The 13,719-nt window shown below is 65.1% G+C and carries 11 protein-coding genes; 5 read left to right on the top strand and 6 right to left on the bottom strand.

Annotated elements, in window-relative coordinates:
• Nucleotides 1-5: 5 nt before the first annotated feature.
• The 3 genes from IP93_RS14780 to IP93_RS14770 are packed head-to-tail and all read right to left on the bottom strand — an operon-like array spanning nucleotide 6 to nucleotide 3,141.
• Complete coding sequence (locus IP93_RS14780; RefSeq protein ID WP_144816999.1) at nucleotides 6-1,100, bottom strand: three-Cys-motif partner protein TcmP; 1,095 nt, start codon at nucleotides 1,098-1,100, stop codon at nucleotides 6-8.
• Nucleotides 1,101-1,109: 9 nt separating this feature from the next.
• Nucleotides 1,110-2,369 (bottom strand): three-Cys-motif partner protein TcmP, encoded by a 1,260-nt coding sequence (locus tag IP93_RS14775; protein WP_144816997.1) that lies wholly within the window; start codon nucleotides 2,367-2,369, stop codon nucleotides 1,110-1,112.
• Between the two features lie 22 nt (nucleotides 2,370-2,391).
• Nucleotides 2,392-3,141, bottom strand: a complete 750-nt coding sequence (locus tag IP93_RS14770) for a DUF5131 family protein (RefSeq protein ID WP_144816995.1) — start codon at nucleotides 3,139-3,141, stop codon at nucleotides 2,392-2,394.
• 106 nt (nucleotides 3,142-3,247) lie between these two features.
• On the opposite strand from IP93_RS14770, the gene lexA reads away from it, so the two are divergent.
• Genes lexA through IP93_RS14755 form a run of 3 tightly spaced genes read left to right on the top strand, consistent with a single transcriptional unit; the run spans nucleotide 3,248 to nucleotide 5,176 of the window.
• A complete protein-coding gene (lexA, locus tag IP93_RS14765; protein WP_144816993.1) occupies nucleotides 3,248-3,850 on the top strand; it encodes a transcriptional repressor LexA in 603 nt (200 codons plus the stop codon).
• A 52-nt stretch (nucleotides 3,851-3,902) separates the two neighbouring features.
• On the top strand, nucleotides 3,903-4,862 hold the full coding sequence (locus IP93_RS14760) for a hypothetical protein (RefSeq protein ID WP_144816992.1): 960 nt from the start codon (nucleotides 3,903-3,905) through the stop codon (nucleotides 4,860-4,862).
• Nucleotides 4,859-5,176, top strand: coding sequence for a hypothetical protein (locus tag IP93_RS14755; RefSeq protein WP_144816990.1), 318 nt, complete (start codon nucleotides 4,859-4,861; stop codon nucleotides 5,174-5,176). The genes IP93_RS14760 and IP93_RS14755 overlap by 4 nt, the downstream gene beginning before the upstream one ends.
• Before the next feature lie 34 nt (nucleotides 5,177-5,210).
• On the opposite strand, the gene IP93_RS14750 is transcribed toward IP93_RS14755, so the two are convergent.
• A complete protein-coding gene (locus tag IP93_RS14750) occupies nucleotides 5,211-6,203 on the bottom strand; it encodes a hypothetical protein (protein ID WP_144816988.1) in 993 nt (330 codons plus the stop codon).
• Nucleotides 6,204-6,300: 97 nt separating this feature from the next.
• On the opposite strand from IP93_RS14750, the gene IP93_RS14745 reads away from it, so the two are divergent.
• The gene (locus IP93_RS14745) at nucleotides 6,301-6,615 is read left to right on the top strand and encodes a hypothetical protein (RefSeq protein ID WP_144816987.1); all 315 of its coding nucleotides are present in this window, start codon (nucleotides 6,301-6,303) and stop codon (nucleotides 6,613-6,615) included.
• A gap of 249 nt (nucleotides 6,616-6,864) precedes the next feature.
• The gene (locus tag IP93_RS14740; protein ID WP_144816985.1) at nucleotides 6,865-9,813 is read left to right on the top strand and encodes a Tn3 family transposase; all 2,949 of its coding nucleotides are present in this window, start codon (nucleotides 6,865-6,867) and stop codon (nucleotides 9,811-9,813) included.
• A 332-nt stretch (nucleotides 9,814-10,145) separates the two neighbouring features.
• Here IP93_RS14740 and IP93_RS14735 read toward each other — a convergent pair whose 3' ends face one another.
• Together IP93_RS14735 and IP93_RS14730 are read right to left on the bottom strand one after the other, a co-directional pair.
• Complete coding sequence (locus IP93_RS14735; protein ID WP_144816984.1) at nucleotides 10,146-13,139, bottom strand: Tn3 family transposase; 2,994 nt, start codon at nucleotides 13,137-13,139, stop codon at nucleotides 10,146-10,148.
• Between the two features lie 24 nt (nucleotides 13,140-13,163).
• The coding region (locus IP93_RS14730) for a tyrosine-type recombinase/integrase (protein ID WP_144816982.1) at nucleotides 13,164-13,719 on the bottom strand (556 nt) is incomplete at its 5' end.

Below are 13,719 nucleotides of genomic sequence, written 5' to 3'. Positions count from 1 at the left end.
CGCGCTTATTCGGAGAAGTGGATCAGCGCGTCGGGCGTGATGCCGCGCGTGCGCGACTCGATGCGGATCCCGGACGCCGGTTCTTTCGCGGCGCGAAGCAAGGGCCGTCGTAATGCGCGGAACGGGGTATGCCGGATGTGCTCTTCGACCTCATCCCAGGTGAGGCTGCGTCCGGCCAGGGTCGAGCGGAGCATGCCGATCAAGCCCGCATCGTGGCTTGCGCCCGCGTCGAGCAATGTCGATTGCCCGGGATCGGTCGCGTCGGAGAAGCGCTCGCCGCCGGCGGCGTCGACCTTCCACATCGCATCCTTCATTCGGTCGATCCCGCGCGGATGGTTCGTCGCGAACACCAGGTCGTAGATCGGCTGGTTCGCGCCATTGAGCATCGAAAACAGCCGGACATAGCGTGCCGCGCCGGTCACGCCGGGGCGCGTGAGCTCCTCAAGGTAGAGCCGGCGCAGGTGCTCCAGCCGCGCCGGGCCAGTGAGCGCGCGAGCCGCTCGCCAGGCGTCGGTGCCATAGATCGCGTCCAGATGGGGCTCGAATTCCGACGAGCCCACGAAGCGATGGATAAAGCCTGTCATCACGTTGATGAGGACTTCGCAGCTGGGCGTCGCGAGGATGCGGCGAACCAGCGCCATGGGCAGCCCTGAGACGCCGAACGGGTCGATGAACACCAAGGAGGGCGCCAGCTGTTTGCCATTGGCTTCGATCTCGTCGAGCGCGTGGGCGAGCAGATCGGCGTAGGCGCCCTGCAGCACGTTCGCAGTGGCGCCTTTCGGCAGGGCGGGGACAAGATCGCTCACCACCTCTTGCAGGCGCGCGGCCCGACGGCCGTCGGCCTCGATAAAGACGAAGTGCACCGCCGAGTTGATCGCCGCCTGGTGGGCGTGATCGATCAGGGCACGCATTGCGATCACCGGCGAGCCGGCTTCGCCGTCCTCATAGACCCCGGGCCCGGCGAAGCCATCGATGAACACCACGCGGCTGCGATTGCTCGAGATGATCGGCAGCCACGCCTGCAGGTAGCGCTGCAGGATCAGGTGCTTGGCGCGGGTGTGCGGCTCCAGGGGCCACACGGTCGTTTTCGGTCCGGACATGGGCCTCGACTAGAGAAGGATGAACTGGCGACGCGGGTGGACTTCGTCGTCCAGATGCAGGCGTTCGACGTTCTTACGGCTTCGCCCGGTTCTCGAGCGTACGTCGAGCTCACGATCGCGGTCGAGACCGAACAGCACTTCACGAACCATGGTGCCCGTCGCGGGGGTCTCATTGGCCACGCTCCTCAGGAGCGCCCCGACGCTAATGCCCTGCCCGTGCGCGTCATGCACGCGTCGCAGCAGATCCTCCTGCAGTGCGCGACGCGTGCGGTCGCGGGCGAAGTCGCCAAAGTCGAACGTGGTCTGCGCCGATTCGAGCCGGAGAGGATCAAACGCGAGGATGTTCAGACCCTCTGCACCGAAATGCATGAAGTGGTTGCGCTCCTGCCAATGCAGGGACTTCATTTCGTCATTCGCCCGCACGTTGTTGGCCAGGTGCACGAGCCAGTACCCGCGGCGACTTTGCTTGGGAATGATGAAGAACGGGGTCGCGAACGCCGCACCGGTCTGGGGAAAGACCTCACGCAGGATGACCGTCTGGATCAGGTGTTTGGCGCCATCGTCCTCGGCCTTGAGCCGGGCCAGGCGCTTGGCACTGACGATGTCGTCAAAGCCCATCTTGGCGAGCATCTTCTCGTAGCGCTCGAGCATGTTGTCCGACGCGAAGTTCACGAGCGTGTCGATCGCGAACGTCAGGACGATCTCGGCCTTGGGGAAGGCGGCGAAGAGCTCGCGCATCACCGGAAGGCTCGCGTCGCTCAGACCGTACTGGTCGAGCACGAACAGGATGCGCGGACTGCCGCGCCGGCCGCGGTACTGCTCGATGAGCTGCCGCGCGAGCTGCTCGAAAGGCAGTGTGAAAACCTGCGTGTCCGGCGTCCAGCCTCGGTCCGGCGCGCTTCGCAGCTGCTCGTGCAGCATGGCGATTGCGTCCGGATCGATATCGTTGAGGATCAGCGTGGCCTCGAAATCGAAGGGCCGGCGCATTCCCATCTCGGCGCGGCGTGTGTGCAGCCGGGCCCTTCCGCATTGCAGCGCTTCGCGCAGGATCAGGGGCGAGCCTGGCTGGAGGATGCCCGCCTCGTCCTGGTAGACGCCGCCGCCGCAAAAGCCGTCGACGACGACGAGCCGCATCCGGTCGCGGTGCGGATCCTGGCAGAGGATCTGGATGTAGTTCTCGACATAGCGCCGCATCACCCGATGCTTGGCGGCGCTGTGCTCGTCGAGCCGGGGCGGCGTGCCGGATGTCCAGTCGTAGCGTCCTGCCACAGCGGTCTCCGGTTCGAGCGGCTCAGGCGGTCAGACTAAACCCGGCGGGCATCTGGTCCCACGTGCGCCCCTCGAGCAGCCGCCCGTTGGCGGCCTTGGAGCGCTTCTTGCCGTCGGCACCCCAGCCGCCCCACTGCTTGAAGAAGAACGCGGCGCCCTGCTCCTCGCACTGCAGCCGGATCCGGGAGGCCCAGGCCGCATCCATCGGCCGCGCCTTGGGTCCGGACTCGCCGCCGACGATAACCCAGTGGATGTTGGTCAGGTCGATGTCGCCCAGGTCTTCGAGAAGCGGCTCGCACGAGAGAAAGCGGATGCTGGCCGGCACGCGGCGCAGGAAGTCGATGCGTGGTACGCCGTGCTTGCGGTTCTCGACCGACACGCCGAGCCAGGCGTTGGGCGGCGCGGTTCGACCTTCAAAAAAACGCGCCATGCGCTCAGCACGCTTGGTGAGGATCTGGTACTGGTGCTGCGGCGTGCGGGCGATGACGTCGAAGACCCGATCCAGGTACTCGTCCGGGATCTTCTCGTGGAACAGATCGCTCATCGAGTTGACGAAATAGATCGTCGGCTTGCGCCGCTCCAGCGGCTCAGCCAGTCGCTCCTCCAGGATGCGCAGCTTGAAACCTGAGCGGTATGCGTCGATGCCCATGGCCTTGAGGCGTTCGGCCATCCCGAGGGCGTAGCAGTTCTTGCAGCCCGGGCTGATTTTCGTGCACCCGACCGTGGGGTTCCAGGTGCGATCGGTCCATTCGATCTTCGATTGCGTCGCCATGTCGACCCCGAGTCTGTCCTTGGCGGAACTGCCGGCTATTGTGCCGACGATGATACCTTACACCTGTATGGTATCTCATCCGCCTCGCGTGCCCGCACCCCCGCCCATGGCCGCGCTGACCGCGCGGCAGCGCGAGGTGCTGGCGTTCGTGGAGGCTACGGCGGCCAGTGGCCGCCCCCCGACCCGCGCGGACATCGCGCACGCCTTCGGGATCACCCGCCCGACCGCGCAGCAGCACGTGGTAGCACTCGAGCGCCACGGCGCCCTTCGCCGCTTGCCGGGTTCGCGAGGACTTGCACCGGCGAGGCGTGCGTCGGCGGCCGTTTCGGTGCACCCGATCCCCTTGATTAGCCGGGTCGCCGCCGGCCGTCCCGTGCTCGCCGTCGAGGATGCCAGCGAGGTCGTGTCCGTGGCCGACGGGCTCTTTCGAAAGCTACCCGACGTGCTGTTGCGCGTGGAAGGCGACAGCATGATTGGCGCGGGGATCTTCGATCGCGACCTCATCGCAGTCGAGCTTCGCGCCAGTGCCGAATCGGGCGAGATCGTGGTCGCCCGGCTCGACGACGAGATCACGGTGAAGCGGCTGCGGCGCCGCGGCCCGCGCATCGAGCTCATCGCCGAGAACCCGGCCTATCCGCCGGTCGAGGTGGCCGCCGGGCGGGAGTTCGGCATCGAAGGTGTGGTGCTGGGTGTGATTCGCCGGTACTGATGCGCCGCGCGATGAAGGCCTAGACTCGAATCCTTGGCCCGGCACGCACGCGATGGACGAATCGAACGACAGCGAATTTGAGTACTCGCTCGCGGATGCGCCGATCGTGGTCTTCACCCATCCACCGGGCAAGCCGCTCGAGTTCGACGACGGCCGGCTGGCGGCCCTTCCCCGCGGCCTGCAGCGCGTCGCGATGATCGAATGGTTCAGGGCGCGCTTTTGCGATCCTGCGGAGGAGACGCCCTACAACGGCCGCGAGGGCGGGTACCAGTTCATCCACGGGGGCCCGTTCGATCCGGCGGACGAACTGCCTGATCGCTTCGGCGGCGTGCTCGACGACATGCTGATCGACGAGGCGGTGGAGCATCTGCACGCCGAAGTCGGCCACGAATGGGCGCCCATGCGCGCCTATGACGAGGCGTTCGACGTCGAGGTCGATGCGGCCGATGCCCCATTCGAGCACCTCCTGCGGCGCCTGGCGGACGCGCAACGCGTGATGGGGCTGCGCGGCGATGTGCAGGCCGAGCGCCTAGTCGTGCATTGGGCCTACAGCGCGGTAATCACGGCGCTGGAGAGCTATCTGTGGGAAACGCTGGCGTACTGGATCGACGCCGACGAGCGCGTTCTGCACCGGCTCGTGACCGGCTTCGACGAGTTCAAGGGGCGCACGGTCAAGCTCGGGGACGTCTTCAAGCGCGTTGCGGGCCTGCGCCAGGAAGTACGCGGCTACCTGCAGGGCTTTGTCTGGCACCGCTGGCATGACGTGGCCCGCCTCTACAAGGCGGGCTTCGGGGTCGAGGTGCCGTCCTTCGACGCGCTCGAACGGCCGCTCCTCGTGCGTCATGACATCGTCCACCGCAACAGCCGGACGCGTGAGGGCGAGCCGATCGAGCTCGCGCCTGCCGATGTCGCCGCACTGGCGCTGACGGTCGAGCGACTCGCCCGCGACCTGCAAAATGCGCTCCCGCTTCCGCCGTCCGACTTCGACGGCCTGTCGGACACGGACCGATGAGCACGATCCGCTCCCGTCGATGGCTGGTGCAAGAGCCCTCTCATTGGCGAGTCCTCGGCGTGTTCGAAGCGCAACGCGCAGAGGACGCGTGCGGCGCGGCTGCGCGCGACGCGGGCCTCGACTGCGAGGCCTTCCACGGCTCCTGGCTGCCCGGCAGCCGCTCGCTGCACGACCGCGGTGAGGGCATTGAGCTCTACGCCACGGACGTGACGGGAGCGGGCTCGCTGCCGGCGCTCCGCGCGCTGGACGAGGACGTGCTACGCGGGCTTGCCGAGGACGCGGACGGCGACTTCTACACCGCACGGGCGCCTTAGCCGACGTTGGGCCGCCATACGGGGCGCCAGGATGTCAGGCGCTGGGAAAGCGCTTGGCCAGCCGCCGCGCCGTGGGCATTTGCGCGAATTCCTCGAACAACCGCCGCTCGCCTGCTCCAATCGTGCTCCCGATCGTGTCCGGAGCCGGCGGGACGGACTTCCGGCTCCACGTGTTATCGAGCGCGCAGGCCAAGCGCCACGTCTCGTGATCGAGCCACGCGCGCTCGTCATCGCCTTCGACGACGCAATGCCATTCCGCCAGCATGTCCTCCGCCGCATACACCGTCGAATACGGGTGATCGAGCATTCGTCGGCCGCTCAACACGCGGCGACGAATCAGGAACACGAAGAGCGCAACCGTGCGACTCGCGAACCCTGGGCGGTCGCAGAAGCGACGCGCCGCCTTCAGGATCGCGCCGTGTAGCAACCGCGCGGCGTCGATCGCGTCCTCGCGCAGACTGCGCTCATACAACAGGCACAGCAGCGTCAGCGCATCGATCGTGGGCGTACGCGCCAGGCGGAGCGCCCAGCGGCGGAACGCGGCCGCCTCCATCGGCCGCGGGGGCGGCGACAGGAAGTCGAACACCTCTCTCGCCTCGGTCGCGGGCGGGGGACTCCACTGACGCCACAGTAGCCGCTTGCTGATATCCCCCATATAGATCTCGAGCGTATCGATCGGCAACGGGTCGCGGCCGAGGAGCTTCCACAGCGTGCTCCCGTAGACGTCCTGCGTGTCCCGGTAACCGCGCACCTGCGCGACGAGCTCCACCACGCTCCGGTCACCCAACGAGCCCCGCTTGCGCCCCGGGTCGGAGGCATCGTGCGCGATGCGGGCGAACACGCGCTTGGCATCGGGCGCGTCCCCAAGGAATGCCGTGCCCATGGCCGCGAGCGTTTTCGGGGTCCGCGCCATCGAGCGCACGCAGGCCAGCCAGACCTCGCTTTGGGCGCGATGTACGACGTCTTCCTCGCCGCGCCCGCGAAGCACGGCGTCGTTTTCGGGCTCTGACGCTATCGATTCAGGCATGGTCCGACGTGTACGTCTTTTCCTCCCAATTCTGGCATGGATTGCCGTCGCGCAATGCGGTATCCAGCAGCGAATCTGCGCCTGCTGAGCCGAAATGATGCCGTTGAACGACCGTGACGCTGCCGACCTCGAGCGGCGTCTTTTAAGCGAGCATGGCGAGCTGATCGGGGGTACCGCGCTGGCCCGCGGACTGGGCTACCGGACGGCGCGCGCGTTCCAGGTCGCCGTGCAGCGCGAACGTATGCCGATCGAGACGTTCACCCTCACCGGGCGTCGCGGGCGCTTTGCACGCACGTTCGAGCTCGCTCGGTGGCTGGCGTCGCGGGGCGCCGCGGAACCGGCGGCGAGCGAGCCGGCGACGAATGCCGAGGCAGAACCTGCCGGCCCGCAAGGAGGCGATGCCATGCGCTAGCCGACCGCCCCGCATTTTCGTGCCCCCGGAAACGCACAAGGGGCCCGCGCGCTAACGCGGAACCCCTTGAGAGTGCTTGAACAGCGGTTGCTTCGATAACGACTCGCTGGCAAGCCTCGCGCATTTCCTCCCTGCCCGTCAAGCCGCTCTGCGAGCCGGCTCGGGCGACTGTTGCCTGAGGAGTCCCATGCCTGCCTGTCACCTGCCCCGGCTTACGCCGGCACCCCCCGTCGTGCCCGCGGGGGACGCATGACGTCCATCGACCGCACCGCCTATCCCCGCTTTCGCAAGAAAGCCCTCGATCGGGAACTCGCGACGGCGTACACGCCGACCGACGACGAGATCGAGCTGTTCAACCGCAAATTCAGCAAGAGTGCCCCGCATCGGCTCGCCTACGCGATGCTGTTCAAGTCGTTCCAGCGCTTGGGCTACCTGCCCGCGGTCGCGGACGTCCCCCCCTATGTCGTCGTCCATCTGCGCACCTGCCTCAAGCTCCGGCGCAACGTCGTGCCCTCGCCGCTGGGGGAAGCGACCTATCGTCGCTACCAGAAGGACATCCTCAAGCGCTGCAAGGCGCGCCGCTTCGGGCGCGACGCCCTGCATGCGGCCGCCGAGGCTATGGCCGAAGCGGCGGCGGTCCAGGACCACCCCGCGGACATCATTAATGCGAGCCTTGCGGTACTGGGCCGCGAGCGCTTCGAACTGCCGGCGTTCTCCACGCTCGATCGCCTTTGCCGCCGCGTCCGGACCACGATCAACACCCGGGTCTTTGCCGGGATCGACGCGCGCCTGAGCGAAGCCGACAAGGCGCAGCTCGACGCGCTGCTCGATGTGCCCGGTGGCGGCAAGAGCCTGCTGTTCCAGCTCAAGAAGCGGGCCCGCAAGGACTCGGCGACCAACCTGCGCGCCCTGCTGGACCATTTGGACTTTCTGGACGGCCTCGTGCGGGTCGAGGGCGTGCTGGACGAGGTCCCGCATGTGAAGCGGCGGCACTTCGCCGCCGAGGCGGCCGCGATGGATGCCAGCGAGCTGCGCGACTACGGGCCGGTGAAGCGGCGCGCCCTGCTGGCATGCCTGCTCGCACACGCCCGCGCCACCACGCGCGATGAGATCGCGGAGATGTTCATCCGTCGGATGGCCAAGATCCACCGCGCGGCCAAGGACGCGCTCGAGCTCGACCGGCTGGCTTTTCGCGAACGCACCGACGCCATGGTGGCGACGATCGCCGACGTGATTCGCCTGTTGGCCGAGCATCCGGCCGACGCCGATGCCGGTCGCGCGATCCGCCACCTGATCGAGGATCGCGGGGGCATCCAGCCGCTGCTGCGCGACTGCGAAGCGCTGATGCAGTTCCACGGTGACCAGCATCTGCGCTACATCCTCAAGCCGCTCGAGGGCTTCCGCTCGCTCTTTATGCGCATGCTGCGCACCCTCGAGTTTGTCTCGACGACGGAAGACACCACGCTGATCGATGCGATGGTCGTGCTGCGTCGCCATGGCCGCAGTGCGTACCTCACGGAATCGGTCGACCTCGGGTTCGCCATCCACGCCTGGCGCGAGCTGATCATCGAACGCGCCGAGAGCGCCGAGCGGTATCGCTTCGACTTCTTCCAGGCCTGCGTCTTCTCCTCGCTCGCCAACGAGTTGCGTTCGGGCGACATCGCGATCGTCGGCGCGATCGCGCACGGTGACTACCGGGCCATGCTCGTGCCCTGGGACGACTGCGAAACCCCGGCAAAAGCGCACTGCGACGAGCTGGGTTTGCCCGCGGACGCCACCGGATTCGTGGCTGAACTGCGGGAGCGGCTTCGCGTGCAGGCCCTGACGACCGACGCGGACTACCTTCAAAACGCCGCGCTCGTGATCGACCCGAACGGGGAGCCCCACCTGAAGCGGCACGCCGCGCGCCCCATTCCTCCGGGTACCGAGGCCTTGGCCGCGGCGATCTCCGAACGCATGCCGGTGCGGGGCATCGTAGACATCCTCTGGGACGTGCACTGCTGGACCGACTACACCCGGCAGTTCGGACCGATCTCGGGTTCGGAGCCCAAGCTTGAGAGTGCGGCGAGCCGATATGTCGTCACCCTGTTCGCCTACGGCTGCAATCTCGGCCCCGCCCAGACCGCACGGCACATGCGCGGCGCGGTGTCGTCCCATCAGATCGGTTTCGTCAATCGCCGTCATATCGATGCCACGAAGCTCGAGGCCGCCTCGCGCGACGTGGTCAACGCGTTTGCCGCCATGCACCTGCCCCGGTTCTGGGGTGACGGCTCCAGCGCCGCCGCTGACGGCACGCAGCACGACCTGTACGAGGACAACGCGCTGGCCTCGTATCACGTGCGCTACGGCGGCGTGGGCGGCATCGCCTACCACCACGTATCCGACACCTACGTTGCCCTCTTCACCCAGTTTCTGGGCTGCGGGGTCTGGGAAGGCGTGCATATCTTGGACATGCACTACAAGAACTCGAGCGATCTGCAGCCCGATCGGCTCCACGCCGACACCCAGGGACAGTCCCTGCCGATCTTCGCCCTCGCCTACCTGCTGGGCATCCAGCTCATGCCGCGGATTCGCAACTGGAAGGACTACCGGTTTTTCCGACCCGACCCCGGCACCCGCTACGACCACATCGAGCCCCTGTTCCGGGAGTCCGTCGACTGGGAGCTTGTGGAGCGGCACTTCAAGGACCTGCTGCAGGTGGTCGTGTCCATCCGCGCCGGCCGCATCGCCCCGTCGACGCTTCTGCGCAAGCTGGGCAATTACAGCCGGAAGAACAGGCTCTACCACGCGTTCAAGGCGCTCGGCACCGCGGTGCGGACCCTGTATCTACTGCGCTACATCCAGGACGGGCCGCTCCGCGTTGAGGTCACCGCATCCTGCAACAAGGCCGAGTCCTTCAATGGGTTCAGCAAGCACCTGCGCTTTGGTGGCGAGGTCATCACCCAGAATGACCCGATCGAACAGGAAAAAGCGGTCAAGTACACCCATGTGGTGGCAAATGCGGTGATCTTGTGGAACTCGGTCCACCAGACGCGGATCATCCGCGCGCTTCGTAAGGGCGGGTGGAAGATCACGGTGGCCCAAGTGGCGTGCCTGAGCCCCTACCCCACCCAACACATCAAGCGCTTTGGGGACTACTGGCTGAACTTCGAGGAAGCCCCGGATCCGATCGACGGGGAGCTCGAGCTGGACGCTTAAACGACGAACGAAAACTTTGTAAGTTATCGATCACAAAGGACTTTTCGGCCTTTGTGATCGGTTTTTACACGTATCTCGGCTGCCCCCCACGATGGGTCAAGGAATGGTCGGCCACGGCACTCTATCCTATTGATTTGCTTACGATTCCGTCCCCGTTGGAATCGGTCGGCTGGAATGAGAGGCTAACGTCCTGTCGCCACGTTGCAGACCCAGCATGTGCGAAGTGCGCGAAATCGAGGGTCGGCAGGGAATCGTTACGTACTGGGCCAAAAGCCACCTAAACGATTGAAGCGCAATGATAATTGCCTTATTCCGATAGCGGATCTCCCCGTCTATGGGGCCTGTTCAAGGACTTTGGCGGCATAGCTCAGCGGCGCCACTTCCCTTTCAAGATCCAAGTGGTAATCGCCGAAGCGATTGATGTGGCTGGTTCGGTAAGGCGACAGGCCGGCCAGAATCTCGGGCGTCAGTTCAATCCCCTCCTTCTGCATTTCGGCCAAGGTCCGGCTCATGCCTTCCACGTTGTGGAGGATGATCATGTTGGCCACCAGCTGACTGTACTTGATGATCTTGCGCTGCTCGTGTTGGACGTTCTCGGCAATGATCCCTTGGCTGCCAAAGAACACCCACTTCACGAAACCGTTGTATTCCTCGCTCTTGTTGGTCGCGGCATTGATCGTTTTGCGGATCTCGTGGTCATCAATGTAGCGCAGCAAGAACAGCGTTCTGACGGCCTTGCCCAGCTCCCGGAAGGCAAAGTACAGTTTGTTCTTTCGGCTGTAGGTGCCCAATCGGCGCAGGATCGAGGACGCGGTGATCTTGCCCAATCGGATGGAGATCACCACCCGCAGCATGTCGTGGAGATGGGTGGCGATCAGTTGCCAGTCGATGCTGTCCCCAAACAGGGCCTGGATGTTCTTGTAGGCCCTTCCCGGTTCAGGCCGGAAGAACGTCAGATCTTTGATGTTTCGGATCCTGGGCATCAGCTGGATGCCCAGCATGTGGGCCAGGCCGAAGACCGGATAGCTTTGCGCCTGCGTGTCACCATGGACGATCTCAGGCTGGATGTCGGAAGTGTTGGCCAACAGGCCGTCCAAGATGTAGATGCCCTCGTGCACGCCACAGGGAATGAAGTGGCTGAACAGAGCCACGTATTTGTCGGACACGTGGTAGTAGCCGATGCCGCCATAGCCGCCGTAGCGGATGTGGTACTCCGACAGCAGGTTGTCTTCGTAGACGCTCCACTTGGTGCCATCTGCTGACGCGCTCTTGCCGCTGCCCCAATAGCCCGGCAGGTCAAATTTGTTGTAGGTATTAACGACCTCCACGATGGCCTTCTCAAGGACATCCTCGGTCACGTATTTGAGGTTGAGCCAAGCGACCTGGCGACGGCTGAAGCCCTTGATCGACCGCGCCGTCTGCGTCGGACCCAAGTTGCAGCCATAGCAAAACAGCGTGGTGATCACCCGCCGGGGCAGATCTTCAACCTGGCTCTCGGTGCCGGCGATCGGACGGAAGAAGCGGTGCAGATCCAGCCATTGGCTGGCGTCGATCAGCACATCGACGATGCTGGACTCTGGGAGCCGTTCGGCGATGAGGCGATCCACCGTGGTAATCGCGCTGGAGACTTCGGCGCGTTGCCCCTTCCGCAGCACCAGGCGCCCCTCCAGGATGTCCGCATGCACGTTCTCCGGGAAACGCGCGTCGACCTCGTCGGCCAGGGAGGTCAATTGTGCGCGCAACCCTGCCACGAACGACTCGGCGTCGGTGGGCAGGCCTGACACCTGGCCATAGGCTTCCAGCTCTTGGGCCAAGGTGGCTTCATCGACCAGCTGCTCGCGGTAGTCATCAAACCGTTCGCTGCTGGGAATGAAGAGATCGCCGGACTTCAGTTCGTCCTTGACCTGCACCAGTACCGCCAGCTCGAAGTACTTGCGGTGCATCCAGCCGGCGCCTGCCGCGCTGGCCCGTTTGCCAAACACGTGCTGACGCCAGAGCTTGGACATCCAATCGAAGTCCTTTTCCGGATCCAGGCCGAGGGATGCGACTTCGATCAGCTCACGGCGTTGGTTGCGCAGCGACAGCACCGCTGCGATCAATGGCTCCATGCCGGCATCGTGGCTGGTTGCCCGCAAATTCATCAGCTCCAGCCCGTTGAACAGCAGTGGCCTGACCGCGCCATAGGGCTGCAACATGAAAGGCAGGTAGTTCTTCCCCGCGTAGGCCATATGTTCTTCGCATTCGGCCAGCAGGGTCGACACTTCCGCTTCCAGGCTGTTGTCGATGGCATCCACGCGCTGACTATCGCTGCCGTCGAGCTGATAGGCCTGCAGGATTTCCTTGAGCTGGCCGATGAGGAAGTCGGCCCGCTTGGCATGTTCGAGCTGGTAGGCCAGCAGCTTCTGCTGGGCCGTGTTCTCCAGCCCGCGCACCTGTTTAATGAACAACTCGGCTGCATCATCCAGCGTTTTGGCATGCTGGGCGCGAATGAAGATGGTGGCCAGCGCATAGCGCTTGTCCGGAGCCAATTCGGCCAGCTCGCTGGCGTCATAGGCCCGGGCCATTGCACGGAATTGCTTAAGCTTAGGGACCGGCACATCGATCGGAGGCAGCTGCTCAGCCAACTGCTGCAGCATGCGGATGTGCTGCAGATAGAACCGGACTTCCTTGTTGGTGGGCCGACCAGGCTCGCGCTTGAGCGATTGCCAGCCGGTGAACCTGGAGTTTTCCGGTGCGCGCAGCAAGTCGTCAATGAGCGTGCGCGTGGTAGGCGTCAGCGCGTGGCTGATGCTGCGGTAGTAGCCCAGATTGACCCGCTCACGCGCGCCGATGGCGGCCAGTTCCAGGGTGCGGAAACCGGGCAGTTCGTAGCGATGGTGCACCAGCTCTTCGAGCAGGACGTTCACGATGTCCGGGATGGTGTGCTTGGTCTGGGCTGCTCCGGTGGCCACCGTGTCCAGCCAGGCCAAGCCTGATTTATCCAGGGGACGTACACCGATGAACTGCCGAAGCTGCGGCATGTGCCGGCGCTTGCTGCCGGAGGCGTCGTAGCGTTCGAGCTGGTCGGTATCCAATACGCGCCCGAGTCGGGCGGCCTTGGCGATGTGCTGCCGGATCCGCTCGGGTACGTCGGCCAACAGTGTGAAGTAGCCCAAACGCTGGAAGAGCTTGAGATGAATCAGTACCGCCAATTGCGGACCCGGCTGGGTGGTCAGCTGTTTTGCAAATGCAATCTCAGCGGCGGTCGGGGTATAGATCTCCTCCAGTTCCTTGGCGGTGGGATCAGGCTTCAGTCGCGGGTAGGCGGTCTCGTGAAGGGTAGCCATTGGATCCGGAGGTTATGAGGGGGGTCAATCCCAGTGGCGGCCGTCGTCTGTACTGAGAGACGCTTCCAGGAAACACTGGTGCGTATCGGCCATGCGGTGCATGTCATCGAGCAACGTAGCCAAAATTTCATCCAGATCCCGGTCGGGATCGGTGGGAGCAGTCAACCGGTACTCGCTGCTGGCGGTGTTCAGCCGCACAGCTTGGAACGGAGCCAAGCAGATCTCTTCGATTCGCCCCCGGGCCTTGGCCGCGCCACGGCCGGCGCGGGCAAACGGGGTCAGCATCATGCGTAGGCGCAGCTGCAGGGCAGATTTGCCCTCGGGCGCCGGCAGCGCCATCGTCGGAGCTGGCGCGGCTGGGCTGGGCAGGCTCGCTTCAATGCGATCCCGGGCGAACGGGTCACGCCCGTCCAGGTAACGCATGGCCGACTGCACATCGCGCCAGCCCACGTACTCCATCAGCGCCTTCATATCCCAGCCTTGGTCGTTGGCCCAGCTGGCAAACCCGCGGCGCAGCGAGTGGCTGCTGTGGAGCCCAGCATCGGCAAACCCGGCACTGGCCAGCAACTCGCGCAGCAAG

Source organism: Aerolutibacter ruishenii, assembly GCF_007830115.1.
Taxonomy (GTDB): domain Bacteria; phylum Pseudomonadota; class Gammaproteobacteria; order Xanthomonadales; family Xanthomonadaceae; genus Aerolutibacter; species Aerolutibacter ruishenii.
Note: the sequence above shows the minus strand (reverse complement) of the source record. Positions and strands in the feature narration are given on the sequence as shown.